The organism is Prosthecobacter sp. (assembly GCF_029946185.1).
In the GTDB taxonomy this organism is placed as follows: domain Bacteria; phylum Verrucomicrobiota; class Verrucomicrobiia; order Verrucomicrobiales; family Verrucomicrobiaceae; genus Prosthecobacter.
In genome coordinates, this window is record NZ_JAQSEA010000309.1 from 50522 (window position 1) to 76178 (window position 25657).

The 25657-nt window shown below is 60.2% G+C and carries 24 protein-coding genes; 13 read left to right on the top strand and 11 right to left on the bottom strand.

The window, feature by feature from the left end; genetic code table 11:
- Nucleotides 1–20 precede the first annotated feature (20 nt).
- Nucleotides 21–827 (top strand): hypothetical protein, encoded by an 807-nt coding sequence (locus PSV43_RS25540; protein ID WP_300204478.1) that lies wholly within the window; start codon nt 21–23, stop codon nt 825–827.
- Here the strand turns inward: PSV43_RS25540 and PSV43_RS25545 are convergent.
- The 7 genes from PSV43_RS25545 to PSV43_RS25575 form a co-directional block, all read right to left on the bottom strand.
- Nucleotides 749–2269 carry a GTPase domain-containing protein gene (locus PSV43_RS25545; protein WP_300204481.1) on the bottom strand — a complete coding sequence of 507 codons (1521 nt, stop codon included), beginning with the start codon at nt 2267–2269 and terminating at the stop codon, nt 749–751. The genes PSV43_RS25540 and PSV43_RS25545 overlap by 79 nt on opposite strands.
- Before the next feature lie 23 nt (nt 2270–2292).
- Entirely contained in the window at nt 2293–3756 is a 1464-nt protein-coding gene (locus PSV43_RS25550) for a DUF2868 domain-containing protein (RefSeq protein ID WP_300204484.1), read from the bottom strand.
- Nucleotides 3757–3819: 63 nt separating this feature from the next.
- Complete coding sequence (locus PSV43_RS25555) at nt 3820–4470, bottom strand: ATP-binding cassette domain-containing protein (RefSeq protein WP_300204488.1); 651 nt, start codon at nt 4468–4470, stop codon at nt 3820–3822.
- The gene (locus PSV43_RS25560) at nt 4467–5249 is read right to left on the bottom strand and encodes an ABC transporter permease (RefSeq protein ID WP_300204491.1); all 783 of its coding nucleotides are present in this window, start codon (nt 5247–5249) and stop codon (nt 4467–4469) included. The genes PSV43_RS25555 and PSV43_RS25560 overlap by 4 nt, the downstream gene beginning before the upstream one ends.
- Before the next feature lie 6 nt (nt 5250–5255).
- Complete coding sequence (gene obgE, locus PSV43_RS25565) at nt 5256–6293, bottom strand: GTPase ObgE (protein WP_300204495.1); 1038 nt, start codon at nt 6291–6293, stop codon at nt 5256–5258.
- A 58-nt stretch (nt 6294–6351) separates the two neighbouring features.
- Nucleotides 6352–8169, bottom strand: coding sequence for a hypothetical protein (locus PSV43_RS25570; RefSeq protein ID WP_300204498.1), 1818 nt, complete (start codon nt 8167–8169; stop codon nt 6352–6354).
- A gap of 74 nt (nt 8170–8243) precedes the next feature.
- Entirely contained in the window at nt 8244–9365 is a 1122-nt protein-coding gene (locus PSV43_RS25575) for a citrate synthase (RefSeq protein ID WP_300204500.1), read from the bottom strand.
- Between the two features lie 170 nt (nt 9366–9535).
- Between PSV43_RS25575 and PSV43_RS25580 the strand changes: the two genes are divergently transcribed.
- The gene (locus PSV43_RS25580) at nt 9536–10018 is read left to right on the top strand and encodes a low molecular weight protein-tyrosine-phosphatase (RefSeq protein WP_300204588.1); all 483 of its coding nucleotides are present in this window, start codon (nt 9536–9538) and stop codon (nt 10016–10018) included.
- On the opposite strand, the gene PSV43_RS25585 is transcribed toward PSV43_RS25580, so the two are convergent.
- The 4 genes from PSV43_RS25585 to serS all read right to left on the bottom strand — a co-directional run bounded on the left by PSV43_RS25585 (nt 10004) and on the right by serS (nt 14931).
- On the bottom strand, nt 10004–11605 hold the full coding sequence (locus PSV43_RS25585; RefSeq protein ID WP_300204503.1) for an FAD-dependent protein: 1602 nt from the start codon (nt 11603–11605) through the stop codon (nt 10004–10006). The two genes, PSV43_RS25580 and PSV43_RS25585, sit on opposite strands and share 15 nt — an antisense overlap.
- Before the next feature lie 54 nt (nt 11606–11659).
- A complete protein-coding gene (locus PSV43_RS25590; protein WP_300204505.1) occupies nt 11660–12616 on the bottom strand; it encodes a hypothetical protein in 957 nt (318 codons plus the stop codon).
- A gap of 99 nt (nt 12617–12715) precedes the next feature.
- A complete protein-coding gene (locus PSV43_RS25595) occupies nt 12716–13654 on the bottom strand; it encodes a serine protease (RefSeq protein WP_300204508.1) in 939 nt (312 codons plus the stop codon).
- Nucleotides 13655–13659: 5 nt separating this feature from the next.
- Nucleotides 13660–14931: a serine--tRNA ligase gene (gene serS, locus PSV43_RS25600; protein WP_300204511.1), complete on the bottom strand. Its 1272-nt coding sequence runs from the start codon at nt 14929–14931 to the stop codon at nt 13660–13662.
- 87 nt (nt 14932–15018) lie between these two features.
- Here serS and PSV43_RS25605 point away from each other — a divergent pair, with 87 nt between their 5' ends.
- From PSV43_RS25605 to PSV43_RS25655, 11 genes are all read left to right on the top strand, one after another.
- Nucleotides 15019–16188 carry a cysteine desulfurase family protein gene (locus PSV43_RS25605; protein WP_300204515.1) on the top strand — a complete coding sequence of 390 codons (1170 nt, stop codon included), beginning with the start codon at nt 15019–15021 and terminating at the stop codon, nt 16186–16188.
- 151 nt (nt 16189–16339) lie between these two features.
- Nucleotides 16340–16666, top strand: coding sequence for a hypothetical protein (locus PSV43_RS25610; protein ID WP_300204518.1), 327 nt, complete (start codon nt 16340–16342; stop codon nt 16664–16666).
- A 43-nt stretch (nt 16667–16709) separates the two neighbouring features.
- A complete protein-coding gene (locus PSV43_RS25615) occupies nt 16710–17168 on the top strand; it encodes a thioesterase family protein (protein ID WP_300204520.1) in 459 nt (152 codons plus the stop codon).
- Between the two features lie 71 nt (nt 17169–17239).
- A complete protein-coding gene (locus PSV43_RS25620; RefSeq protein ID WP_300204523.1) occupies nt 17240–17911 on the top strand; it encodes a rhomboid family intramembrane serine protease in 672 nt (223 codons plus the stop codon).
- Between the two features lie 143 nt (nt 17912–18054).
- Nucleotides 18055–18618 (top strand): hypothetical protein, encoded by a 564-nt coding sequence (locus tag PSV43_RS25625; protein ID WP_300204526.1) that lies wholly within the window; start codon nt 18055–18057, stop codon nt 18616–18618.
- A 1-nt stretch (nt 18619) separates the two neighbouring features.
- Nucleotides 18620–19312: an HAD family hydrolase gene (locus tag PSV43_RS25630; RefSeq protein ID WP_300204528.1), complete on the top strand. Its 693-nt coding sequence runs from the start codon at nt 18620–18622 to the stop codon at nt 19310–19312.
- Between the two features lie 6 nt (nt 19313–19318).
- On the top strand, nt 19319–20245 hold the full coding sequence (locus PSV43_RS25635) for a cation diffusion facilitator family transporter (RefSeq protein ID WP_300204531.1): 927 nt from the start codon (nt 19319–19321) through the stop codon (nt 20243–20245).
- Nucleotides 20242–21012: a biotin--[acetyl-CoA-carboxylase] ligase gene (locus PSV43_RS25640; RefSeq protein WP_300204533.1), complete on the top strand. Its 771-nt coding sequence runs from the start codon at nt 20242–20244 to the stop codon at nt 21010–21012. Before PSV43_RS25635 ends, PSV43_RS25640 begins: the two co-directional genes overlap by 4 nt.
- A gap of 45 nt (nt 21013–21057) precedes the next feature.
- Nucleotides 21058–22809: an arginine--tRNA ligase gene (gene argS / locus PSV43_RS25645; protein WP_300204536.1), complete on the top strand. Its 1752-nt coding sequence runs from the start codon at nt 21058–21060 to the stop codon at nt 22807–22809.
- 335 nt (nt 22810–23144) lie between these two features.
- Complete coding sequence (locus PSV43_RS25650) at nt 23145–24383, top strand: hypothetical protein (RefSeq protein ID WP_300204540.1); 1239 nt, start codon at nt 23145–23147, stop codon at nt 24381–24383.
- A 62-nt stretch (nt 24384–24445) separates the two neighbouring features.
- Nucleotides 24446–25636, top strand: coding sequence for a DegT/DnrJ/EryC1/StrS family aminotransferase (locus PSV43_RS25655; protein ID WP_300204543.1), 1191 nt, complete (start codon nt 24446–24448; stop codon nt 25634–25636).
- Nucleotides 25637–25657: the final 21 nt, after the last annotated feature.

A 25657-nucleotide genomic window follows, 5' to 3' on the forward strand; every position in this document is an offset into this window, starting at 1 on the left:
CCCACTAACCAAGCCCCCTTATGAACACTCAACATTGGATCAGCCACTTCGAAGCCAACACCCGCCTCAATCATGAGCTGCAACTGCCGGACACCGCATGCGATTTGCCCGAACACGTTCGCACCGCGCTTGCCCGCTCCATCGCCATCTTCCAGCTTGGCGAAAGTGGTGGTGGCACGCGCTTGCGACGCTACACGCGCAGCATCGCCTCATTGGAAAACCTGAAAGGCTATCAGCGTGCCGTCGATCTCTTCGTTGCCGAGGAGCAGAGCCACGCCGCGCTGCTGGCACGCGCGGTCACTCATCTGCGCGGCACCCTGCTTCAGAAGCAATGGACGAACTCCATCTTCCGCTGGATGCGCGATCTAGTGAACCTCGAATTCAACATCCAGGTGCTCCTCACTGCGGAACTCATCGCCGAAGTCTATTTCGGCCTTCTCTCACTGCGTTGCAGCGATCCCGTCGTCCAGACCGTCGCCAAAAAACTCCTGCGTGATGAAATGGGCCATCTCTCTTTCCAGCGCGATTTCCTGTTTGAGCGCCTCAATACGTTCACGCCTGCCGTGCAACGTCTCTGGCGCTGGCAGTTCCAGGCCATTCATTTCGCCACCGCCTGCGTCGTAGCGTGGGATCATCGCGACTGCCTGCGCAGTCTGAACATCACACCCACCGACTTCCGCGCCCGCGCCCTGCGCTGCTGGCAGAGCTTCCAGTCACGGCTTGAACACCGTCTGCACGAAGACAAATCTCAAGCCCGCCATGAGTCTGGCTCAACACCCGGGTACAACCGCTCCAGCAACGCGACCATGCAATCGCCGGTAAGCTGACGGGACTGACGGGAAAGCGTTGCGGGCTGGGTGTCTTTTTGCACGCCGGATTTCCACAGATGATCCAGAGCATCCGAGTACAGATCAGTCACCTCATCCACGACCTCCTGCCAGTGCTGCGGCTGCGTGCTTTCCTTCCACTCACCACGACCACGGCCAAAATGGCATATGGCCAGGTAGGTGAGAAATGCCAGTTTGACCTGCTCCCGGAAATGCTCGCGTGACCAGCGCAGGCGTTGGTCGCTGCCGCGCACAAGGTTGTAGCTGCGGATCAAAGCATAGGCCCCAATGCCGGAGGCCAGGCCGCCGAGCAGCGCCCCGCCGCCGAAGGTCATGCCGCCCAGTTTGAGATCGGCGATGAGGCCACCCATCGCACCACCGGCGAAGCTGCCAAGCACGCCCCAGATGTTTTCAGAGACGGCCTGTGGCAGATGAAAATGCTCGCGCGCTATCGCGTTCATTTCGTTACCAGCCTGACCTCTCAGGCCATGGGCTTCAATCAGGTTGTTGGTTGTCTGTTCGGTGCGGTCCGCGAGTTGGGTGGCCAGTTTTTGCCGCGCCTCGTTGTACTCGCGGTTCAGGTCATCGCGCTGCCATCCAACACGCTCAAGCAGCGTTTCCGAGCGCACATCCACGCCGTCAAACAGCGCTGCCGTTAGCTGTTCTGAGATCAGACGCACGGAGGATTGAAACACGTCCACATTGCGCTGTGCCCAGGCACGCTTGATCTGCTGGAAGGTCGGGATCTTGGAGCCCTGCATCAGGGGGGCCAGCGAGTCCATGAGGATGTCCTCCTGCACCCAGCAGCGGGCAAAGGCGTCCAGCGTCAGCACTTCGCGAACGATCTCAAACTGCTGTAGATGCGCCCGCCAGGTTTCCAGTTCCACAGCCTCCATGGCTGGACTGCCCGACAGACCGGTTTGATTCAGCAGCACGACCACGGGTTTTTCCACCCAGCCGAGGATTTCCATCTCAGGTCGGATGTAGGCGGCGGCCTCTGGCGGTTCGGCGGCATTGACGAGATACAGCACCACGTCCGCTTCATCGCGCACATTTTTCAGCGCCTGCTGGCTGCACCACAAGGGGCGGTCGGTGATGCGGTCCCAGGTCTGTGAGAGAAACCAAAGCACAGGACTGCTCTCACGCTGCAGGCGCTTCATCAGCCGCGCACTGTCGCCGAAGCCCGGGGTATCCCACAGCCGCAGCATGAAGCCTCCTGTTTCCAGCAGGGTGTGTGATTCATTGAACAGCGTGACGTGCGGTGCATCCCGCACCTCGCCTACATCACGGCGCAGCAGCGTGCGGGCCAGCGTCGTCTTGCCCGCATTCGTGTGCGAAATGAGGCTCAGCGTGACGATGTCTGACGCATCGCGCACGTTCAGCTCCGCCGCCTGTTTGTCAGGCGGGCTGGCGGTTTTGGTTCTGGAGAAAAGAGCGGGCACGAGAAACGAAAACTTCATGAACATTACGATACAGGAGGCTTTACGCGTGTGGATTCTTTGCGCACGGCCACAATCACGTCAGAGGCCAGTCCTTCGACCATCTGCGACCACAATTGCTCGCGGCCGGCGATTTTTTCCGGAGACCAACGTCCCGCAAGACTCGTGCCGTCCAGCAGCACAATGAGTTCCGGCTCGGCATGCTTCGTGAGCAGACGCTGGCGTACATCGGACACCAAGCGCCGCTGCACCTCGGCCTCGGGGGTGGTGGCCATGTTGAAGAGCATCACCAGATTCGCGCACACGGGCTGCCAGCCGGCGGCAAACTCGTCCTCCTCCCCGGCCGGAATGCGCAGATACTCCGCACGCGCCATGCCGCCGAAACGCTCCCTCAGGCCACGATCCCACACCTCGCGATGCGTGGCCGTGGGCTCGATGGCATGCACGAGCACCTGGATGCGCTCGCTGCCGCCTTCCACTGCACGCAGCAGGGTGCGCAGGTAGCCGCCCCACTGCAACGCACGGGCCGGTTGTGAGATGACGCGGCAGCAGCGCGCCGCGCCCAGTCCCGCCAGCAAGAGGCGCGGCAGCACGATCAAGACCAGCAGCGTGCCTGCGTACAAATGAATCCATGGCAGTGCAGGAGCCGGTTTCTCCACCTTGCCCGAAGTCCGATGCATGCCCGCGATCTGGTCCAGCGGCACGGGCACGCGCAGAACCTTTGAGGCCGGTTTGAACAAGGTCTCAAAAAACGCCTTGGCCTCGCTCTCGCCCAGCAGCGTACTTTCCCACACCGCACGGTACTCATGAGACCAGCCACGGGCGTACAGGGCCGCCGCGCCGCCGATGGCCAGCAATGCCGCCGCTACATGCAGCCACATCCGCAGTCGCATCTGCAAGCGCCTCCAGGCCAGAGGCCACGCAAGTTCTTCAAACCGCGTCCGCACTGTTTCAGCCACACCGCTGCCGACCTCTTTGGAGGCTTTGCCCATTCGTGAGATGCCATGCGCGAGAAACTCAGCCACCCAGCCGCCGCGTCCCGCCACGGCGGAGGTCGGGATCAGCTCGTAGAGCACGCCCAAGACGATCACCACCGCATTCCATGCCAGCAACCCCACCAGCGGCAGTGCCAGCAGATTGAATTCGCCCGCCTGCCCCAGGTCTGTAAACCAGTAGCCTGTGAGCAGCGCCAAGGCCCAGCCGACCAGTGCCCAGGACCAGCGCCCCTGCGGCACACACAGCAGGTCCAGCACGCGGATCAATTCGCCACGCCAGCCCACGGCCTCGCGTTCCAGCCACTCGGCGCGTTTGTCCAGAAACGACTCCGAACGCTCCTCCAGCAGATCCCCGGTGATCTCCTCAGAGGTCAGCCCGGCCCGCGTGTGGGCTGTGGCTTCGCGACGACGCTCCGCATTGACGAGAACGCCATCGGTGTCGCCTTCTTCGAGTGCGCGCCATTTCAGCACGCGCTGCCAGTCATTCCAATCCATTCGGGGGGTGATTTTTGGCACACTAAGCGCAGCTTCGGCCGGATTCCAATCCCACAGTTAAAATCATCCCTGCGATTCCATCTCCAGCCGACCTGCCACCATGCGCAGGTGCAGGGTTCCGAGCGCGGCGGCCTCGCTGCTGGAGTGGGTGACGTGCAAAACGGTCAGCGCATGCTCAGACTGCAAGCGCTGAAGCAAGGAAACAGCCTCAGCCCGCATGCTTTCATCCAGCGCGGAGAGGGGTTCGTCGAGCAAGAGCAGCTTGGGCTGCGCCGCCAGAGCACGAGCGAGGGCCACGCGCTGCTTTTCGCCGCCGGAAAGCATGTCTGGCAGGCGATCCAGCAACGGGGCGATGCCAAACTGCTCGGCGAGACGGTTCACGCGTAGCTTAAGTTCCTCAGGGGCCATTCCGCGCAGTTTTGGGGCGAAACCGATCTGCTCCCGCACTCGCAATCCCGGGAACAGCGCCAGATCCTGAGGCACGTAGCCGACGCCGCGCTCACGCGGTTCCAGATCGGTCACGTCCACGCCATCCAGCAGCACGCGCCCGGAGGTCGGCTTGCGCAGGCCGCAGAGGATTTCCAGCAGAGTGGTTTTGCCGCAGCCGGTCGATCCCATCAGCACCGCATAGGTGTTGGCGGGAATTGCCACGGTCACGTTCTCCAAGATGGTGCGGCCAGAAACTTTCCAAGTGAGTTGTTCGAGCTGGATCATACTTTTTCCCCCGTGGCACGCACCGCCACCAGCACCAGCACGGCCAGCAGCACCATGAACAAACTTACCGCCACGGCGGCTTCGAGATTTCCCACGCTGAGTTCCAGCCAGACCGTCGTCGGCAGCACCTCCGTCTTCATGCGTGTGGCACCAGCAAAGACGAGGATCGGCCCGAATTCCCCCAGACTGCGAGCCCAGGCGATGCAAAACGCCGCCACCATGCCCCGCCGTGCCGCCGGCAGCGCCACATGCCACAGTGCCTGGAATCGTGTGCAGCCCAGGGTCAGAGCCACGTCTTCAGGACGCGCCGAAAGATGCTGAAATGTGCCGCGCATGGTGCGGATGGCGAAAGCCGCGGCCACGACGAATTGCGCGAGCACCACGCCACTGACTTGATAGGTGAAGGGAATCGCCATCTCGATCACCTTGCCGATCTTCGTCTGGAAAAAGATCAGCAGGCACAGTCCGACCACCAGGGGTGGCAGGATGATGGGAATATCCAGCGCAGCATCCAGCCACGACTTGCCGCGAAACTCCAGCCGTGTCATCAAATACCCCACCGGCACCGCCAGCAGCAGCGCAAAGCCCGCCGCGAGCGAGCAGGTCACCAAGCTCAAGAAAGTCGCATGCCGGATCTCCGGCGACCGCAGCACCTGCAGCCAGGAGTCTGTCGTGCTGTACATCGCTGTGGCTCCGAGCAGCAGCGCCCAGAAGACCAAATAAACCGCCGTGATCAACGCCAGAACCAGCCAGCAGAGATTGGAACGGTTCAGGCGCATGACAGATCACCAATCCACGTCCAGCCCGATTTTCTCGTCGAGCCACTTGCGGAGCTTGTCGAGGCCTTCGCCGGTTTCGGCGGAGACGGGGTGGACTTTGATGCGTTTGAAGCGCTCCTTGAAGTGAACAAGGTTTTCCTGGCTTTCAGGCAAATCAATCTTGTTGGCGATGATGCACCAAGGGCGCTTGGCCAGTTCTTCCGAGTAGAGTGAGACCTCTTTGCGCACGATTTCGAGATCCGAGACAGGATCACGGCCTTCGGTGCCTGCGGTATCGACGACGAAGAGCAGCACACGGCAGCGCATGATGTGGCGCAGGAAATCATGGCCCAGGCCGATGTTTTCGTGCGCGCCTTCGATGAGGCCGGGAATGTCCGCCAAAGTGCCGCGGCGATTGGGACCGAACTCGATGACGCCGACCATCGGCTGCAGCGTGGTGAAAGGATAATTGGCGATCTTGGGCTTCGCAGCGCTGAGTTTGGAGAGCAGCGTGGATTTGCCTGCATTCGGCGCGCCGACGAATCCGGCATCAGCGATGGAGCGCATCTCAAAGTGAAATTCGCCTTCTTCGCCGGGGGTGCCGGGAACGAATTCACGCGGGGCCTGGTGCGTGGAGGTTTTGAAATGCACGTTCCCCTTCCCGCCTTTGCCGCCTTTGCAGAGCACGTAGGTGGAATTGGTCTCGGTCAGGTCGGCCACGGGCTCGTAGCGTGTGACAAGTTCGTCGGTTTCGTTGTCGTATTCCTGAATGACGCGGCTGATCAGCGTGCCCGGGGGGACTTTATAGACCACGTCTTTGCCACTGCGGCCGGTACATTGTGTGGCACCGCCTTTGGCACCGTCTTCAGCGAGGAGGCGGTTGTTGAAGACGTAATTGCGCAGGCTGTCCGTGCTGGGATCGACCAGCAGGATGAGACTGCCGCCATTCCCGCCATCGCCGCCATCAGGGCCGCCTTTGGGACGAAATTTTCCGCGGTGGAAGTGGGCACTGCCGTCGCCGCCTTTTCCGGCGCGGGCTTGGACTTTGATTTGATCGACAAACATGGGATTGTTCAGTTAGCCGGTGTTGGGCGTGGGAGCAAGGGCCAGCTTATGGGTGCAGCTACTGGGCTGCGGCCTCCTTGTCCCCGCCTGCCACCTTGGTTACAGAGGGGTAAAACAGCTGCATGGCGCGCCGGATATGCGGGCTTTTCAGGCTAGCCGCATAAATGGCGTCCGGTATTTTTCGGTGTTTGGCAAACAAATGGTAGGCGCTGAGGGCCTCAAACCCGGCATTTAGCGATCCCTCCATCGGCAAGTAGCTACGGCCATCGACATTGAGATTTTCGACCATGCCCCACGGCGGAAAGTAGCTGGCCTTCTCCATGCGCTCCAGCAGGTCATAGGTCTCATTCGTCTGAGGGTGCAGCGGCGAGGACATCAGAATGTAATGCGGGTGGATGAGCTTTTGGTCCGGCAAATCGACGCCCCCCACGTAGTAGCCGTTGCCCGCCTGATTTTCGCCCGCCGATAGCCCGTAGATGCCGTTGCGTGCCGCATTCGACTGCGGCCAACGCTTTGGAATGTAGGCACGCTGCGCCCCCAGCATGGCACGGCGCACACTGAGCCAGCGCACGCCGTCATGCGCGTCTGGCACGTCGCTGTCGAAGTCGGGATGAAACAAACTTTGCAGCTCGGTGATGAAGCCGGTGCCCTGCCAGGCCTTGCCTGGAGTGCGCATGGGGGGCGGGCGGTGGGTGGGGTCGGCGATGCCTTCCGTGAGCATGACCAAGGCCGTCTCACCACCCCAATCCTGCCAGCCATGCGGCAGGAGCGTGACGCCGTCTTCACCAAGGCCATGGGAAATCACTCCATCCGGCAGATGCAGAAGATTGAATTCGATCCCCTGCATTTGCAGCACCAAGTCAGCCGCCACTTCGGGCACATCCAGCATGATCGCTGCCAGCAGCATGGACTGGGCATAGATCGCCGTGTCCACAGTGCTGAATTCGGTGCCGGGGTGAATGTGGTAGTTGTTTTCATGCTTGTGCACAAAATGCGGCAGCAGGCCGTGACCCGTTTTGAGCTTCTTGATCGCCTCATGCGTGCGGGTGAGCACCCAGCGTGCGTAATCAGCCTTCACGACCCCCAGCGACTCCTGCGCCGCCGCCGCCGAAGCCAGCACATACATGCCTGTGGCGGAAACGGACTCAAACGCCCCCTCCTCAATGTGAGCGCGGTCACGTACAAAACCGGTCTCGATGGAGTAACTGCGCGCGATCTTTGCGTAGGAGGCTAGAAAAGCATAGGTGTCCCAGGGCATCTGAGGCATCTCGATGCCGAGAAACAGGCCTGACACTTTCACTTCAGCACCAGGCTCAGCCGTCCACACGATGGTTTTTCCGTCACGCACCGCCTCAGGAGCCACCGGATAAACAAACATGCGGTATTGCGGCTCATTCACCTCGATCAACTGCGTCCAGCGCAGTTCGTCGGTGGGAGATTTAATCTCCAATTTGATCCTGCCAAGCCCGGCAGCCTTGAGCATCACCGCCGTGACACGCGGCTGGTATCCGACAGTGACCGGCTCGGGATAGGCATGCGCAAAATCCATCACGCGGTCCGCATTCCGCGCCTGCCCGGCCAGGCTGTGCCACATGCCCGCCCATGCCTCAGGCTGCTGGCCGAGATGCACCACGATTTCGTCCGTGAGCCATTCTATCTCGTGCTCCGCCGCCCCATGAAAGCCGAAGTCCGTGCCGATGTGAGTATAAGAAGTGAATGAATTCAGCCGCTTCGTTCCAGCGAGCACCTGCTGCCCGTCTTCACGATGAATGAAATACTCCTGCACTGGCTGCCACACACGACGTGCGGCAGGCTGAGCCATCAGCTGCGTGCCAAGCATCACAGCGACGGCTCCTATGGTTGAAAGGAGATGCATGAAGCATTTACGTTAGTGGCAAACCTTTGGATTTACCACCTTTGCAGCCTGCAAATTTAATCCTCCCACTTCAATCAGCGCTCGTCGATCGGCACCACCTTCTGGCCATACGGCCTGCCGACGTAGGCGCTGAGCGGGCGGAAGAGGCGGTTTTCGCTCCACTGCTCCAGCACATGGGCGGTCCAGCCGCTCATGCGGGCGATGGCGAAGATCGGTGTGAAGAGATCCGTTGGAATGCCCAGGCTGTAGTAAACGGTGGCACTGTAGAAATCGACGTTGGCATTGAGGCCCTTCTGCTCGCGCATGATCTCGGCGATGCGCTCGGACATCTGGATCCACTTGGATTCGCCAAGCTGGCTGGTGAGCTGGATGGCCATCTCACGCAGGTGCGGAGCGCGGGGATCGAGAACCTTGTACACGCGGTGGCCGATGCCCATGATTTTCTTCTTCTGTGCGAGGGCGTCGGCGACCCAGGCGTCCACCTTGTCAGGGGAGCCGATTTCTTCGAGCATGTGGATCACGCCTTCATTGGCACCGCCGTGCAGGGGGCCTTTGAGCGCTCCGATGGCGGCGCTGATGGCCGAAAACATGTCGCTCAGCGTCGAAGCCACGACACGGGCGGTGAAGGTGGAGGCATTGAAACCGTGCTCGGCATGCAGGATGTAGGCGATGTCGAGGGTCTTTTCAGCTTCCTTGCTCGGCACTTCGCCGTTCATCAGATAGAGGAAGTGGGCGGCTTCGCTGAGGTCCTTGCGCACGGGCGGCAGTTCGAGCCCGTGACGTGCACGGTGGAAGTAGGCTGCAATCACGCCGATCTGTGAAGTGAGGCGGATGGCGTTGGCCATATTTTCGCTGACCTCGAGGTCGTAACGGCTCAAATCATAACACCCGAGCATGGAGACAGCCGTGCGCATGATGTCGATGGGCTTGGCGGTCTTTGGGGCGGCTTTGAGGAAGTCGATGACACCTTGGGGCAGCTCACGCTCGGCACGCAGCGCCGTAGTCAGCTTGTTGAGCTCGGTGCGATTGGGGAGTTTGTTGTAGTAAAGAAGGTAAACAACCTCTTCATAGCTGACTTTGACGAGCTCATTGATGTCGTAACCACAATAAAACAAGATGCCTTCCGCACCGTTCACCTCCCCGAGACGGGTTTCAGCAGCAACGATTCCTTCGAGACCTTTGGATACTACAGACATGGGCGTGGACGTGTGGGGTTTTGGTTTTGATAGCAGATAGCGTGCTCAAACTACGCCTCAACCAAAGACTCAATTACAGAGAAAGAAATCTTCCGAGAGGGGATGTCTGTCCCCCGCAGACAGGAGAGGGTTTTGTTTGTGAACAGGGCTTCACTGGTCTAGCAGCACCGATGGCCACCCCTTATCGCCTCCTTTTTGTCTGCCTGGGCAACATCTGCCGTTCTCCTGCGGCAGAGGGCGTCATGAGATCGTTAGTTGAAACTAAAGGATTGACTGATCGAATCTCGATCCGCTCGGCTGGCACAGGTGGCTGGCACGCAGGGAAGCTGCCGGATCAAAGGATGCGCACAGCTGCGCAAAACCGAGGCCATGACCTCAGCAGCCGCGCCCGGCAAATCACCGAAAACGATTTGCGGGACTACGATCTCGTCCTCGTCATGGACCAGCTAAATCTGCGCGACGTGCGGACCTATGACAGCGGCTCCCAGTTCGGCGCAAAAATCCGCCTGTTCTGCGAATTCTGCACCGAGCATCAGGAAAGCGAAGTGCCAGATCCCTACTACGGCGGCGAGCAGGGCTTCGAACTCGTGCTGGATCTGCTCGAAGATGGCTGCCGCGGGGTGCTGGCGCACATTTCCTCAACCCTCGCGTAAAATCGCCTCTGCCACCCGCATCCCGTCAGCGGCAGCGGAGATGATGCCTCCGGCGTAGCCTGCGCCTTCACCGGCGGGGTAAAAATGCTTCACGCTGATGCATTCCATCGTCTGCACATCACGCGGGATCCGGGCGGGCGAGGAACTGCGCGTTTCGACGCCCGTGAGCACTGCGTCCTCCAAGGCAAAGCCTGGCAGGCTTTTGTCGATGCGTGGAATCGCCTCCTGAATCGTCTCAATCGTGTATTCGGGAAGCACCTCGCACAAATTCGACCACACCACTCCCGGCTCGTAGGATGGCAGGACCTTGCCCGGGCCGGTGGAAGCGCGCCCTGCGAGGAAATCGCCCAGCAACTGCGCTGGCGCGTGATAGCTACTGCCACCGAGCACGAAGGCTTTCCGCTCAAGATTGCGCTGAAACTCGATGCCGCTCAGCACATCCCCCGCAGGCATGTCCTCTGGCCGCACATCCACCATGAAGCCGCTGTTGGCATTCGACTCTTCGCGGGCATAGCTGCTCATGCCGTTCGTCACCACCATGCCCGGCTCCGAAGTAGCCGCCACGACGAGCCCGCCGGGACACATGCAGAAACTGTAGGCCGCACGGCCCGTGCCGCAGTGTGCGACGAACTTATAGGGCGCTGACCCCAGTCGCTTATCCCCGGCCCATTTGCCGTACAGGCTGCGGTCGATCCGCTTCTGCGGGTGCTCAATGCGCACGCCAATGGAAAACGGTTTGGCCTCAAACGGCACGCCATGACGGTGAAGCATGTAAAACGTGTCGCGCGAGCTGTGCCCGATGCTGAAGATGAAACGCGACCCTTCAATCGTTTCACCATCCGCCAGTGTCACCGCACGCATCACGCCGTCTTCGATCACCACATCCGCCACGCGGGCACCAAAACGCACCTCGCCACCCAATGCGATGATCTCTTCACGCACATGCCGCACGACCTTGATGAGCCGGTCCGTGCCGATGTGCGGTCTGCTTTTGGTCAAAATGTCTTCGGGTGCCCCTGCGGCCACCATTTCACGCAGCAGCCATGGAATGCGGTGCTCACGATCACGGATCTGCGTGTAAAGCTTGCCGTCCGAAAAGGTACCGGCTCCGCCTTCACCAAACTGCACGTTTGATTCAGGATTGAAATCCCAGCCGCGCCGCCAGAAGCCGGTCACATCCCGCGCACGATCCCCGGCAGCCTTGCCTCGCTCCAGCAGCAGTGGTTTCAAGCCCGCACGTGCCAGCACGAGGCCGCAAAACAAGCCACAGGGCCCGGTGCCGACGATCACCGGCCGCGATGACGCCGAACGCGCCACATTTTGCGCCACTTCTTGATAGGTCTCCTCAGGAGCCGGGACGATGCGGGGATTTTTGCCGATGCGCTTGAGCACACGCGCCTCGTCTTTCACTTCAACGAGGAGCGTGAAACTGAACTCCACATGCCCGCGCCGCGCATCAATAGCCCGCTGTTTCACCTTGAGGCTGATCACGTCCTCATCGCGCGCGCCCAGCAGTTTCACCACCGCACGGCGCAGGTCATCATCGTGATGATCGACGGGAAGGAGAATCTGGGAGAGTTGCAGCATGGGGGGCGGGATTTGGCAGCTGTGCCAATAGCCCACGTCAAAGCCATATCAACCCTACTTCGTTTTCGCTGCCTTCTCCAGAGGCGGGGAATACCAGCCGAAGACCTTGTCGCCGTTGAACAGCTTGTGATGTTCAGGCGTCATGCCGCCGTAATCGGCGATGACTCCGGCCTGCTCCACGGTGCCAACCCGAAGATTGGCATACACGTCGCCCTCATCGTAGAGAACATGCAGCGGATCGCGGCTGTTCAACTGCACGCCTTTGACCGGTTTGACGACAGTGAATCTCCACGTGGTGTTGATGTGCTGGATGGAGCCCAGCTCCTGATAAGTCAGCGCCTTCGGCACCTTGCTAAGATCATACTGCGCCACGTTGTTGGCACGCCATGGATCGTAGGCCGGGCTGCCCGGATTGGCGTAATCGCCATTCCACCATGCCTGATACGGTGTATTATCAGGCTGCGCCGCACGGATCGCCGCAGGAGATTGAGTGACCGGGAAATTGTGGCGCACCGGCAACGGATCAACACGATCCACGATCTTGCCCACGAGCGCGAACACATCACTCACCCGGCCATAGGTGAAGAACTGGTGGGAATCCATCAGCTCCGAAGTCGAAACGCGCGTCTTCTTGACCGTCAGACGATGCTGATTGCCATCGGAAAACAAATTGAAGCTCAGCAGGTAGTCGATGTCCTTGTCGAGCGCCGGAGGCCTGCCCTGCGCATCCTTGGGTACCTCCAGAGTCTGAGTCCCGGTCGTGGTTTCCTGGGTGGTCAGATTAAACACGCGCATCTGACCGCGACGCAGCAGGTTGGTGCTGAGACTGTCCGCCAGCGCTCGGCCCAGATCTGGACGCCGGGTGCCATCCACCGTTACATCCTCGGCATAGATCGCGACTTTGGGGCGTTCCGCGCTTTTCACATTCCAGTCGCCATCGGCGTGGATTTTGGCGGTGATGACCGTGCTCAGAAGAGCCGCCGTGACAAAGGTGAGTCGGTGCTTATACATGGCCTGTTGGAGTTCAGGCGATGTTAAAGGTTCAAAAATCGCTTGGGAAGCGAAATCTCACCCCCTCAGAGCTGGGGGAGGGGCCAGTTCACCAAGGCCTCAAGGTTCCTTCACCAACGCCTTCACCTCAACCGCGCCAATCGCCTGATGAAACACCATTTGCGTGCCCAGTTGTTCAATGAAGGTCGCGTCAGCTTTCTTTTTCCGCGCCGGCAGCGCCTCTTCTAGCACGGTCTGGATTTCGGACACATGACCCACGGCATTGCCGAACTGGTCCATCACCGCCGAACCGCTCGATCCCGGTGCCCAGTCCGTCGTCGTCTCAAGCCACACAGGTTTGGGTGCTTCAGTTCCTTCAGGAAGTTTGGCGGTCTCCTTTTTGCTCATGAACGAACGGTTCACAAAACGGCTCACAATGCCCTCGCTGAAGTAGCCGCGCTTGCCGCCCGGGTCGCTGAAACACCACACGGCATCCCCCGGACTCACGTCCAGACTGAGCGGCAGCGGTATGAGCGGCTGGTCAGACTTCACGCGAATGATGGCGCTGTCGGTTCCGACATTGCAGGCGAGCACTTCTGTGACGGGCAGCAGAACATCATCCTCGGTGACCGCCACCATCCACCCCTCTTTCATGTTGGCCGGTGGCGCAATCACATGCGCGCATGTGGCCACCGCGCCGTCTGCGGTGATGGCATAGCCGCCAGCCAGATCAAGGTGCCATTTCTCACACTTGGAACAGATGAAAAACTGCCCCACCCGAAGATGGGACATACGCGCCCGCTGCCAGCGTTCGCGCGGAGAAAGCGGCTTGGAATTAGCGACTGGCAGGGTGATGTCGCACTGCGTGCGCTGCGCCTGCTCCATGGCTTTTGTCATCGACAGCAGCGCTGAAGCTCCCTGCAATTTCTTCGCCTGCTCAATCAGCACCGCATTGGGCCGCGCACCACGCCCCTCTATATAAACCGGCACTCCAGGAGCTTGCGCACAGGCCATGCGGGCGGAGACCAGCAGGAACAACAGAGCGCAGGGATGTTTCATAAATATCAGCCGATTTTTTCGGCACCAAAGTGGCCGCGCAGAGCTTCCGGAATCAAAATCGATCCATCCGCCTGCTGATACGTTTCCACGAGCGCGACAAACAAACGCGCCAGCGCCGTACCGGAACCATTCAGGGTATGCGGGATGCGGTTTTTGCCGTTCTCATCCTTGTAGCGCAGGTTCATGCGGCGGGCTTGGTAGTCGCCGAAAGTCGAGCAGCTCGACACTTCGAGATACGTCCCCTGCCCCGGTGCCCAGACTTCGATGTCGTAGGTCTTGGACGAGCCAAAACCAATGTCGCCGGTACAAAGCTCGATCACGCGATAGTGCAGGCCGAGAAGTTGCAGCACCTTCTCCGCATTCGCAGTGAGGCTTTCCAGCTCGGCCATGCTCGTCTCCGGCGTGGTGATCTTCACCAGTTCCACCTTGTCGAACTGATGCATGCGGATCAGGCCACGCGTGCCGAGACCCGCGCTACCGGCCTCACGGCGGAAGCAGGGGGTGTAGGCGGCGTAATTGACCGGCAGCTTTTCCAGCGGCAGGATTTCATCGCGATGCAGATTCGTCACCGGCACTTCGGCTGTGGGGATGAGATAGAGATCGTCTGCGGCACTGTGATAGACCTGATCGCCGAATTTCGGGAGCTGGCCGGTGCCGACGAGGCATTCGGACTTCACCAGCAGCGGCGGGCTGATTTCTTCGTAGCCATGCTGCGTCGTGTGCAGATCCAGCAGAAAGCTGATCAAGGCGCGCTCCAGTTTGGCTCCCGCGCCGCGATACACCACGAAGGCGCTGCCGGAAATTTTCACGCCGGCTTCGAAATCGAGCATGCGGAGAGCCGCACCGAGGACGGTGTGGTCCTTCGGCTGGAAGTCATAGGCAGGTTTCTCGCCCCAGACACGCACCTCGGGGTTCTCCTCCGCTGTGCTGCCCACCGGGCAGTCTTCATGCGGCAGGTTCGGAATGCTGAGAAGCAGATCGCGCTGACGTGCATCTGCCACATCGGCCTCACGGCCAATTTCTTCGATACGGCTCCCAATGACGCGCACCTCCGCCTCGATGGCGCTGGTGTCCTGGCCGTTCTTTTTCGCGATGCCGATCTCCTTGCTGATGCGGTTGCGATCACCCTGCAATTTCTGCCGTTCTGTCTCTGCGGCACGGCGCTGAGTGTCGATGGACTGCACCTCATCCACCAAGGACGCGAAGTCGCCACTGCGGTTGGCGAGGCGCTGTTTGACCTGATCTGGGGTGTCACGAATGAGGCGGATGTCGAGCATAAGGGCGGGGAGGTTAGCGGGAGTGTGCGTCTTGTCGAGTGCCGGAAGGCGTATTGACACTAGGAATCGCAGTCCGACCTTCTCCCCGTGATCTACCTCGACGCCAACGCCACAACTCCGGTCGATCCAGCAGTGCTGGAGACGATGCTGCCGTTCCTGCGCGAGCACTACGCCAATCCGGCGGCCAGCTATGCCGCGGGGCGCAGAGTACGCCGCGCGATAGATCAGGCTCGGGATCAGGTGGCGGCGCTGCTCGGCGCCCATCCGGGTGAAATCACCTTCACCAGTGGCGGCACCGAATCTCTCAATGCCGTGCATGCCTCCGTGTTCGCCCTTTGGCCGGAGAAGCCAGAACTCATCATTACCGGCACGGAGCACGCCGCTGTCTTGGAATCTGCCCGGCGCTGGCAGGCGCAGGGCGGACAGGTGACCACAGTTCCCGTGCATCCGGATGGCCGGGTGGATCTCAATGCCTTGCAGGCCCTCGTCCGGCCGGGAGTCACCGCCCTCGTCTCCATCATGTGGGCGAACAATGAGACCGGCGTGATTGCCCCCATGCATGAAATCGTCGCTCTGGCACATGCCGCCGGTGCGCTGGTGCATACGGATGCCGTGCAGGCCGCTGGAAAAATCCACCTCGACGTGAAGACGACGCCCGTCGATTTTCTCAGCCTAAGCGGCCACAAAATGCATGCTCCGAAAGGCATTGGGGCGCTCTATATCAGCCAGCGCGCCCGTTTTGCGCCGCTCCTCGTGGGCGGTGGTCAGGAAAGCGAGCGACGGGGAGGCACCGAAAATGTTCCGGGCATTGTCGCCCTCGGCAAAGCTGCTGAACTTGCCAGCCACCACCTCGCAGACGGTACCAAGGCACGGCTCAAAGCCCTGCGCGACCGCTTTGAGCATCTCATCCACGCTGCGCAGCCGGACATGCGCAGGCATGGCTGCCCAACACACCGTCTGGATACCACCAGCTCCTTCTGCCTGCCCGAAATGGATGCCGCAGGGATGCTCATCCTGCTTGATCAGGCCGGCATCGCCTGCTCCGCCGGTTCCGCATGCCACACCGGGGCGCTGCACGCCTCTCATGTCCTGGAGGCGATGGGGGTCAGCGCCCGCGATGCCGCCTGCACGCTGCGTTTCTCCTTCAACCGCTTCAACACCAAGGCCGATGCCGAAACAGCGGCACATGCGGTGATCGAATCCGCCCACAAAATGCGTGAGGCACAGGGCTGCGACTTTGCCGTCATCACGCACTAACCCGCCACCAGCCAGCGTCATTAAATCCACTTCATTGCTATTATGGCTGCTGCCGCTTCTGCTGCTCCCAGGCTGTACTGCGGGAGGACTGAGCAGGGTCTTTCCCGGACAATCGCTCACGTTGAATTACGATGCCTTCGGCCCCGAGCGCATGGCCTCGCCATTTCTGGGGCCACGCGGCTCCCAGACGGTCATCATCGCTCATTATGGATTCAACCACCTCACACCCTCGGGGCCTGAGGGTGTTCGCTATGTGAATGCGTTGCAAAGCATGAACTTCCTGCGGATTGAAGTACGCCGCCTGCCGCTCACTACCGCCAACGAATCCCTGCGACAGCGCCTGCGCGCAACCTATGCCCGGCTCTACCCGCTGCAGCTCAAGCGGTACAATTCCCAGCTAGGCACATCCTTCACTTTCCCCATGAACGGCATGGACCGTAGGCTCATGCTCCCAGCCCTCCCGCCGCCGAGCATCTAATCTCCCGACTTGAAACTTTAAACATTCGACTTGTAACTCTCTCATGGCCCACCGCTTCACCTGCATCGAACGCGTCCAGTTCTCCGACACCGACATGGCCGGCATCGTCCATTTCTCCAATTTCTTCCGTTACATGGAGCGGGTGGAGCACGCCTTCTTTCGCAGCCTCGGCTTCTCCATCGTGGACCAGCCTGTCGAAGACGAGGAACGTGTCGGCTGGCCTCGCGTTCACGCCTCTTGCGACTACATGTCCCCGCTGTTCGTCGAGGAGGAGTTTGAATGCGAACTCATCGTCGAAGAAGTCCGCAGCAAGGTCATCCGGCACTTCATTCGCTTTTGGAAGCTGGACGGCACGCTCGCCGCTGAAGGCCGCATCACCGCCGCGTGCGTGCGCAAGGACCGCAACACCGGCCAGATGAAGGCCGTCGTGATCCCCCAGCGCTTCCGCGACAAGATCGAGGCTGCGCCTCCGGAAATGTTGAAGCGGCCGGATAAAAAGTGACACTGCCCAGCCAAAGTTTGTCCCGTCTGCACGGTAACAGCCGGAGAGAATTCTGAACCACCCTGGGACACATGCTCCTCTTCATCCCCTACGAGATCGAAACACTCACGCAGGAACGCCCTTGGGCCAACTGGCTGGTCGTGGCCGCATGCACCCTCGTGTCTCTCGCTGCATTATGGGGAGGCATGTCCGAAGAAACCATCGAAGCATTGGTTCTCAATGGCTGGCACTTCCCAGGCTTGGTCGGTCACGTGCTGCTGCACGCGGATTTGTCCCACCTCATCGGCAACATGATCTTCCTCTGGGTGTTCGGCAATGCGATCTGCACCAACACCAGCAACTGGCTCTACCTCCCCACCATTGTCGCCTGTACGCTCATCGCGGCGGCAGTGCATCTGTTCGCGGATGGCACCCCTGCAATCGGTGCCAGCGGCGCGATCAACGGCATTGTGGGCATCGTACTGGCGATGTACCCGTTCAACCGGGTGAATGTATTCTGGCTGTTCCTGATACGCGCCGGCTCATTCACCTTCCCCGCCTGGGGAATCATCCTGTTCTGGTTCGCATTCGATGTCTGGGGCGCGGTGACTGGCGGCGGACTCATCGCTTACTGGGCGCACATCGGCGGCCTGCTCGGCGGCGTCGGCATCGGCCTGCTGTGCCTTCACTACGGCTGGTTTAAGCTCACACAGCTCGACCATCGCTCCCTTCTGGATGTCCTGCGCAAAGAGCCGTCTGAGTGAGCGCTTGATGGCCTGCACGGGTTCACAACGAATCACAATGCCAGACAAAAAATGAACAAAGCCGTTGTGACAGGCGTTCTCCAACGGCAATTCATTGTTTCCACTCCACAACCCACGTGAACTCCCAACCCCGAACCAAAATCATGCAGCCCTGGCTCCTTTACGCTCTCCTCACCGTGCTCTCCTGGGGCGTTTATGGCGTCATTCTTCACGCGGCACGCTCCAAGATGCCCATGGGTGCTGAAACCCCCAATGCCAGCCTCAAGGCATTCCTCTTTGTCTGCATCGCCTACGCTCTCATCGGCATCGTGACCGCGCTGGTGCTGAAAGCCCGGGGCACGAACTGGAGTTTCACCGGTGACACTGGCAACGGCATTCCGCTCAGCCTTATCGCAGGGATGGCTGGTGCTATGGGTGCGCTCACCCTGGTCCTAGCCCTTGGCGCGGCCGCCACTCCTATCCTCAAAGGCGGCGGTGGCTTCGGTGTGGCCGCCGCTGCGGCAGTCATGCCCATTGTCTTCGGTGGTGCACCGGTGATCAACACCCTCACCGCCATGCTGCTCCATCGGCCGGACAAGGCGATTCCACCGCAGTTCATCATCGGCTGCGTCCTCGCAGTCGTGGGTACGGTCATGGTGTCCAAATACGCTCCGTCCAACACCGGCACCGCCGCACACCCTCCCACCGCAGCCTCCAAGCCACACTGAGATGGCACGCCTGCTCCTTTTCGATATTGACGGTACATTGATCGACAGCAATGGCGCTGGCGGCGCGGCGATTCTCGACGCAGCCGAAGAACACTTCGGCATTCAGCGCGAGCATTTGCCGATGCTCCAGCTCGCCGGGGCCACTGACCAAGGGATCGCGATGGATGTGTTCGGCCACATGAGCCGCCAGCACACGCCGGAGGAAGTCATTGCCTTTCTTGACCGCTATCTGTCCCATCTCCAGCGTCGCCTGCAGGCGGCGGATTTCAGCGGCTTCACCCTGCCCGGCGTGACGCAACTGCTCCAAGCTCTGCAATCTGAAAAAGAGGCGCACCTCGGCCTGCTCACCGGCAACGTGCGCCGTGGTGCCGTGATCAAGCTGACGCGCCATGGCATCTTCGAACATTTCCTCGAAGGCGGCTTTGGGAGTGATCACCACGACCGCAACCAGCTCGGCCCCGTGGCCCTGCAGCGCATGCAGGACGCCACCGGCACAACCTATGACATCACCGATGTCATCGTTATTGGCGACACACCGAAGGACATTCGCTGCGCCGAGGCCTTCGGTGCCAAGTGTCTCGCCGTCGCGACGGGCCAGTATTCCTACGCTGAATTGAGCGCTTTGAATCCCTGGCGCTGCGTCGAATCGTTTGAGGATGTGCCGGCCATCGTCGAGATGCTGCTGCGAGACTGATTTCCCATGAGCAACACTTCCGAGGCCACGCGTGCCATGCGGCTTTCGCTCGCCGTGGGGTTCTTGATGCTCGTGCTCAAAGTGGGTGCCTATGTGCTGACGGGATCGGCGGCGATCCTCGGCGATGCCGCAGAGTCCGTCGTGCATGTGGCCGCCGTAATGTTCGCGACTTTCAGTCTCGGTCTGCTGCACAAACCAGCCGATGCCGACCACCCCTACGGCCACAGCAAGATCGCGTTCTTCTCTGCCGGCATCGAGGGCGGACTGATCATCCTTGCAGCCTTGTTCATCATTTATGAATCCGTGCGTCGTCTGCTGCTGCACCTGCCGCCCGCCAATCTGGACCAAGGCTTGGCTCTCACCGCGCTCACGATCATCATCAATGCCGCTCTGGGTGCGTATCTCATCCGCACGGGGAAAAAACAAAGCTCCCTGATTCTCGAATCCAACGGCAAGCATGTGCTCACCGATGTGTGGACCAGTCTCGGTGCCATCGTGGGCCTGGGCCTCGTCGCAATAACCGGCTGGAGCACTTGGGATTCGATCTGCGGACTCCTCATGGCCGCCAACATCATCTGGACTGGCTACGGCCTCATGCGCCAGAGCGTCGGCGGCCTCATGGACACCGCCGATGCCAAGCTCAATGCCATCCTCGATGCCGCACTGCGCCGCGAGACTGAAAAGCACGGGCTCAAATTCCACGCCCTGCGCCATCGCGATGCTGGTGAGATGCATTACGTCGAAGTCCACCTGCTCTTCGACGATGACATCATGCTGCGGGATGCCCACCGCATCGCCACTGAGATCGAAACCGCCGTGCAAGACAGCGTGGCGAATCCGGTCCTGATCACCACGCATCTAGAATGTCAGGGCGACCACGACGAACTGCACCAGCACGGCGAGGCCAGTGATCCGCATAGCATCCGCCCATGATCCCGCTTGATGCCAGCGCGCTGAATGATGACACACTGCCGTGGCAAGTCACAGTCCTGGACGAGGTGGGCTCCACCAGCGACTGGCTCAAACAAAACGCCGCAGATCTACCCGTCGGCACGGCGGTCTTCACCGAATCCCAAACCGCAGGCCGGGGCCGCCGTGACAACCGCTGGATCGCACCACGTGGCAAAGATTTGATGTTCTCACTGCTGCTGAAGCCTGCGGCCTCCATGGAGAAGTGGCCGCGCATCACCACCTTGGCTGCGCTCGCCATCTGCAAAGCCATTGAGGAAGAACTGCCTCTACAACCACGCATCAAGTGGCCCAACGACATCTACCTGAATGATCGCAAAGTGAGCGGTTTGCTGGCCGAAACCGTTTCGACGTGCAATGGCATTCTGCTGGTTCTTGGCATCGGCTTGAATGTCAATACGCTCGATTTTCCGGATGATCTGCCGGCCGCTTCGCTACTGAAACAGCTTCCCTCAGCTTCGCTGCGTGAGATCGACCGAAATTCACTCGCCAGCCGCCTGCTGGCCTCGCTTCACGCCGGATTTCAATGTCTGGAGGATGACTTCAGCACTGCCATCGCGGAAGTTCGCCAACGCAGCTGGCTCGTTGGCCGCCAAATTCGCGCCCGATCACCGCAAGGGGAGGTTTTTGGCCGTGTGCTCGATTTGAATGAAGAGGGCCACCTCATTCTCGAGTTCCTCGACGGCAGCACCCACACGCTGACCAGCGCCGAGGACGTGCGGCGGGTGTAATTCCGCGTTCGACTTTCGCCATTCGGCATTCAAAATACGCGCCCCATGTTTCGCGCCCTCCTCACGTCCCGTCTCCAGGCAGCCTTCACCGCCGCCGGCATTGATCTGCCTGAAGGTTTCACCCCCGGCGTCGTCATTGCCTCCGACACCCGCTTTGGCGATTACCAAAGCAATGCGGCCATGGTGCTGGCCAAGCAGCTCAAGACGAATCCACGTGCCCTTGCGGAACAGATCAAGGCAGCGCTCCAAGTCGAAGACCTGTGCGAAAAAATCACCGTGGACGGCCCGGGGTTTCTGAACCTCACGCTCAGCGCCACCGCATTGGCTGAAAGGCTCTCCATCATTGTTAAACATGCCCAGGTGGGTGTGCCGCAGGTGGAAAAGCCGAAAACCATCGTGGTTGATTTCTCCGCGCCGAACATCGCCAAGCCCATGCATGTGGGCCACATCCGTAGCACCTTCATCGGCGACTCGCTGGCCCGCGTAGCACGCTTCATCGGCCACAAGGTCATCACCGACAACCACGTAGGCGACTGGGGCACCCAGTTCGGCATGATCATCCACGGTTGGAAGACGCAGCTCGATCAGGCGAAGCTCAAGGCTGACCCCATCCACGAACTGGTCAGCGTTTACAAAGCGGTGAACGCCGCCGCGAAAGCGGACGAATCCGTGCTCGAAATCTGCAAAGGGGAACTCGTGAAGTTGCAGCAGGGCGATGCCGAAAACCTCACCATCTGGAAGGAATGCGTGCGCCTCACCCTCGAACAGCTCGAAAAAGTTTACGGCGCACTGGACATCAAGTTCGACCACTACCTCGGCGAGAGCTTCTACAACGACGCCCTGGCTCCGCTGGTGGCCGAGATGCTCAATCAAGGCATCGCCACAATCAGCGAGGGCGCAACCGTGGTCTTCAGCGATGGCAGCGTGAAACCTGAAAGCGACCCCTTCCTCATTCGCGACAAGGACGAGTGGAAGCCCGCCCCCTGCATCATTCGCAAAGGCGACGGCGGCTACCTCTACGCCACCACTGACCTCGCCACCATCGACTACCGTGTGAAGGAATGGCAGGCAGATGAAATCTGGTACGTCGTCGGTGCTCCTCAGCAGTTGCACTTCCGTCAGGTCTTCGCAGCCGCTCAGCGTCGTGGCATCACCACGAAGATGACCCACATCGCCTTCGGCAGCATTCTGGGGCCGGACGGCAAGATGTTCAAAACCCGCAGCGGCGAGACCGTGGGCCTCCTCGAAGTCATCGACGAAGCCATCGAGCGCGCCCGCGCCGCCGCCGATGAAAAAGAGCAAGGACTCAGCGACACCGAGAAAGACGAGATCGCCCGCATCATCGGCGGTGGATCCGTCAAGTATGCCGAGTTGAGCCAGAACCGCCTCACCGACTACAAGTTTAGCTGGGACAAGATGCTGAGCCTGCAAGGCAACACCGCGCCTTACCTGCTGAACGCCTACGTGCGCACCCGCAGCATCTTCCGCAAGCTCGATGGAGCCGTCGAACTCACCGAAGACCTCGCCATCACCGAACCCGCCGAACGCGCTCTCGCGATGAAGCTGGCTCAGTTCGCCGAGAACGCCCACGACATCCTCGACGACCACCGTCCGAACCTGCTGGCCAACTATCTCTATGAGCTAGCGGACACCTACCACAGCTTCTACGAAGCCTGCCACGTCCTCCGTTCCGAAGGCACCGCCCGCAACACCCGCCTCACGCTTTGTGAAGCCACCGGCCGCGTGCTCAAGACCGGCCTCGGCCTGCTGGGCATTCAGACGACGGAGCGGATGTGAAAGTGTTCAACGCCCGCCAATAAGCGCGTAGCGCTGATACAACCGTAGCCGTGGGTGCCAACCCACGGTTATGCAGATCGCCGACCTGTACAACGGGAGAACCGCGTAGCGGTGACACAAAGCTCCGCTCCTTCTATGGCAAGGCCATCACCGTGTGTGTTGCGGCAGGTTGTATCACCGCTACGCGGTTACGCGAGTCACATCACGAATGCCGTTCCTCCGAACCGTGGTTTGGCATTCACGGCTACGCTTGTGCCAGCGCTCCGCGCTTCTTGAGGGCGGTTTCACCGGGCATTTTACTTGGAAGATCACAGCTCCGAACGTGTTTAGACGGCATGCATCGCCTCCTCTTTTCACTCCACATGGGCATCAGCTTGTCGGCCATCGCCGCACCTGAATTTGCCTTCCCAGAATCTGCTGGTTTTGGGGCTTTTTCGAAAGGCGGGAAAGGCGGGCAGGTCATACAAGTCACTCGCCTGGACGACGATTTGAAACATCCACCCGAAGGCTCCTTCCGCTGGGCAGTTCTACAGAAAGGGCCGCGCATCGTGAAGTTCCAAGTGGCAGGCACGATTCTCCTACAAGATGAAGTCGAAATTCGCGAGCCATTCATCACCATCGATGGCGGCGATGCGCAGGGGATGGGCGTCTGCCTGCGTGGTGGATCGCTGGAGTTCACCGACACCCATGACATCATCGTGAGGAATATCCGCTTGCGGCTGGGCGATGAGACGACGAAGCGCAAGAACCGCGAGCAGAATCTGAAGCGTCCGGAGCATTCGAATGCGCTCGACTGCATCGGCCTCACGCGCTGTAAAGATGCGATCATTGACCATGTCTCGACGTCCTGGAGCTGTGATGAGTTGTTCAGCGTGGTGCATTGCCAGAATGTCACGGTGCAGTGGTGTATCCTCGCCGAGCCGCTGAGCAATCCCGAACTACACCCCTATGGCGACAATCACGCCTTCTGCTTCAACTCCAGCGCAGACACGCTGAGCGTGCATCACTGCCTGTTCGCCCGCTACGTCATGCGCGGACCGCAGTTCGAGGCCAATGACATGCGCAAGGGCGATGACTACGGCGTGCAGATGGAGGCTGTGAACAATGTGATGTTTGACTACCAGAAATCGGGATCTCGCTACACCACCGGCATCGAAGATCACAAAGATGAAGCCACCGCCAAAGGCTACGCATTCCAGTTCATCGGCAATGTGTATCTTGGTGACCCAAAGCGCCCTGCCATCGAGGCGGTGATGAAGCATGGCGTCCATGCCGGTGTGAGTGCGTTTGTGGATGATAGCCAACAGGTGAAGCTTAGTGACACCAAAGGCCGTGAAAACCTCATGCCCGATGCTTTGAAGCAGCTGCATGAGCAGCCGATCTTCACCAGTCCGGCCCCCATTCCACCGCAAAGCGCCGCCGAGGTGCTGCGCAGCGTTCTGGACAGCGCGGGCTGCTCCCATGCGCGGGATGCCGTGGATCAGCGTGTCATCACCAGTGTGCGTGAGAAAAAGTTCCAGGCCGTGGTCCACTCTCAGGAGGAGGTGGGCGGCTGGCCCCAACTGACGGAATAAGGAATCGCTGGCACGCCCGCCATTCGTCATTCATCATTCAGCCTTCGTCATTTTTTCCTCCCATGCCCGTCCCACTTCTCGACGTCAACGCCCAGAACCAGCCTCTTGAATCCGAACTCCAAGCCGCCTTCACGCAGGTGCTGCATCACGGGAGATTCATCATGGGGCCGGAAATGGAGATCTTTGAAAAGGAAATCGCAGAAATGGTCGGCGTGAAGCACGCGCTGTCCGTTTCTTCCGGCACCGATGCCCTGCTGCTGGCCCTCATGGCGCTCGACATCAAAGCGGGCGATGAAGTGCTGTGCCCCGCATTTACCTTCTTTGCCACGGCGGGTGCCGTGGCACGCCTCGGTGCCGTGCCGGTGTTCACCGACGTCTGCCCGATCTGCTTCAACATGGATGTGAATGATGCGCGGAAAAAGATCACCGAGAAGACTCGCGCGATCATCCCCGTCCATCTCTTCGGCCAGTGCGCAGATATGACCGCCATCCTAGCTCTGGCGAAGGAACACGGCCTCAAGGTGATCGAGGACGCCGCGCAGTCCATCGGCGCCAAATACCGCGGCGAAAGCAGCGGCACTCTGGGTGACTTTGGCACCTACAGCTTCTTCCCGAGCAAGAACCTCGGCGGCTTCGGCGATAGCGGCATGCTGGTGACCAATGACGACGGACTCGCTGAGTACGCCCGTGTGCTGCGTGTGCATGGCGGCAAGCCCAAGTACTACCACCACTATGTCGGCGGAAATTTCCGCATGGACACGCTGCAATGCGCCTTGCTGAGTGTGAAGGTGAAACGCTATGCGCAATACACAGCGGATCGCCAGCGCAATGCCGCGCATTACATTGAGGCTCTGTCAAAACTACCCGGCGTGGTCCAGGCAGATCCTGCCCACTGCAAATGCGTGAGCACCCAGGACACCTGGCTGACCGCGCAGCATGCCAAGATCGTGCTTCCCGTGAGCTACGAACACAACGAGCACATCTGGAACCAGTTCACCATCCGCGTGCTCGGCGGCCAGCGTGACGCCCTGCGTGACCATCTCGTGGCCAAAAAGATTGGCTGCGACATCTACTATCCCGTCACGCTCGATCAGCAGACGTGTTTTGCGGACCTTCCCGCAACGTCCCTCTCAGGCTGCGAAGTTTCTCATCGCGTCGCAAGTGAAGTGCTGAGCATTCCGATCTACGGCGAACTCAGCGAAGACCAGCGCAACGAAGTAATCGCGGCAATTGCGGAGTGGCTTGCTGCATAAGAAGACGCCGGACACTTTTGT

What these genes read in the sequence shown, in the direction of transcription:
- PSV43_RS25540 (WP_300204478.1), top strand. Translation starts at nt 21, where the DNA reads ATGAACACTCAACATTGGATCAGCCACTTCGAAGCCAACACCCGCCTC.
- PSV43_RS25550 (WP_300204484.1), bottom strand. Translation starts at nt 3,756, where the DNA reads ATGGATTGGAATGACTGGCAGCGCGTGCTGAAATGGCGCGCACTCGAA.
- PSV43_RS25555 (WP_300204488.1), bottom strand. Translation starts at nt 4,470, where the DNA reads ATGATCCAGCTCGAACAACTCACTTGGAAAGTTTCTGGCCGCACCATC.
- PSV43_RS25560 (WP_300204491.1), bottom strand. Translation starts at nt 5,249, where the DNA reads ATGCGCCTGAACCGTTCCAATCTCTGCTGGCTGGTTCTGGCGTTGATC.
- obgE (WP_300204495.1), bottom strand. Translation starts at nt 6,293, where the DNA reads ATGTTTGTCGATCAAATCAAAGTCCAAGCCCGCGCCGGAAAAGGCGGC.
- PSV43_RS25570 (WP_300204498.1), bottom strand. Translation starts at nt 8,169, where the DNA reads ATGCATCTCCTTTCAACCATAGGAGCCGTCGCTGTGATGCTTGGCACG.
- PSV43_RS25575 (WP_300204500.1), bottom strand. Translation starts at nt 9,365, where the DNA reads ATGTCTGTAGTATCCAAAGGTCTCGAAGGAATCGTTGCTGCTGAAACC.
- PSV43_RS25580 (WP_300204588.1), top strand. Translation starts at nt 9,536, where the DNA reads ATGGCCACCCCTTATCGCCTCCTTTTTGTCTGCCTGGGCAACATCTGC.
- PSV43_RS25585 (WP_300204503.1), bottom strand. Translation starts at nt 11,605, where the DNA reads ATGCTGCAACTCTCCCAGATTCTCCTTCCCGTCGATCATCACGATGAT.
- PSV43_RS25590 (WP_300204505.1), bottom strand. Translation starts at nt 12,616, where the DNA reads ATGTATAAGCACCGACTCACCTTTGTCACGGCGGCTCTTCTGAGCACG.
- PSV43_RS25595 (WP_300204508.1), bottom strand. Translation starts at nt 13,654, where the DNA reads ATGAAACATCCCTGCGCTCTGTTGTTCCTGCTGGTCTCCGCCCGCATG.
- serS (WP_300204511.1), bottom strand. Translation starts at nt 14,931, where the DNA reads ATGCTCGACATCCGCCTCATTCGTGACACCCCAGATCAGGTCAAACAG.
- PSV43_RS25610 (WP_300204518.1), top strand. Translation starts at nt 16,340, where the DNA reads ATGGCCTCGCCATTTCTGGGGCCACGCGGCTCCCAGACGGTCATCATC.
- PSV43_RS25615 (WP_300204520.1), top strand. Translation starts at nt 16,710, where the DNA reads ATGGCCCACCGCTTCACCTGCATCGAACGCGTCCAGTTCTCCGACACC.
- PSV43_RS25620 (WP_300204523.1), top strand. Translation starts at nt 17,240, where the DNA reads ATGCTCCTCTTCATCCCCTACGAGATCGAAACACTCACGCAGGAACGC.
- PSV43_RS25625 (WP_300204526.1), top strand. Translation starts at nt 18,055, where the DNA reads ATGCAGCCCTGGCTCCTTTACGCTCTCCTCACCGTGCTCTCCTGGGGC.
- PSV43_RS25630 (WP_300204528.1), top strand. Translation starts at nt 18,620, where the DNA reads ATGGCACGCCTGCTCCTTTTCGATATTGACGGTACATTGATCGACAGC.
- PSV43_RS25635 (WP_300204531.1), top strand. Translation starts at nt 19,319, where the DNA reads ATGAGCAACACTTCCGAGGCCACGCGTGCCATGCGGCTTTCGCTCGCC.
- PSV43_RS25640 (WP_300204533.1), top strand. Translation starts at nt 20,242, where the DNA reads ATGATCCCGCTTGATGCCAGCGCGCTGAATGATGACACACTGCCGTGG.
- argS (WP_300204536.1), top strand. Translation starts at nt 21,058, where the DNA reads ATGTTTCGCGCCCTCCTCACGTCCCGTCTCCAGGCAGCCTTCACCGCC.
- PSV43_RS25650 (WP_300204540.1), top strand. Translation starts at nt 23,145, where the DNA reads ATGCATCGCCTCCTCTTTTCACTCCACATGGGCATCAGCTTGTCGGCC.
- PSV43_RS25655 (WP_300204543.1), top strand. Translation starts at nt 24,446, where the DNA reads ATGCCCGTCCCACTTCTCGACGTCAACGCCCAGAACCAGCCTCTTGAA.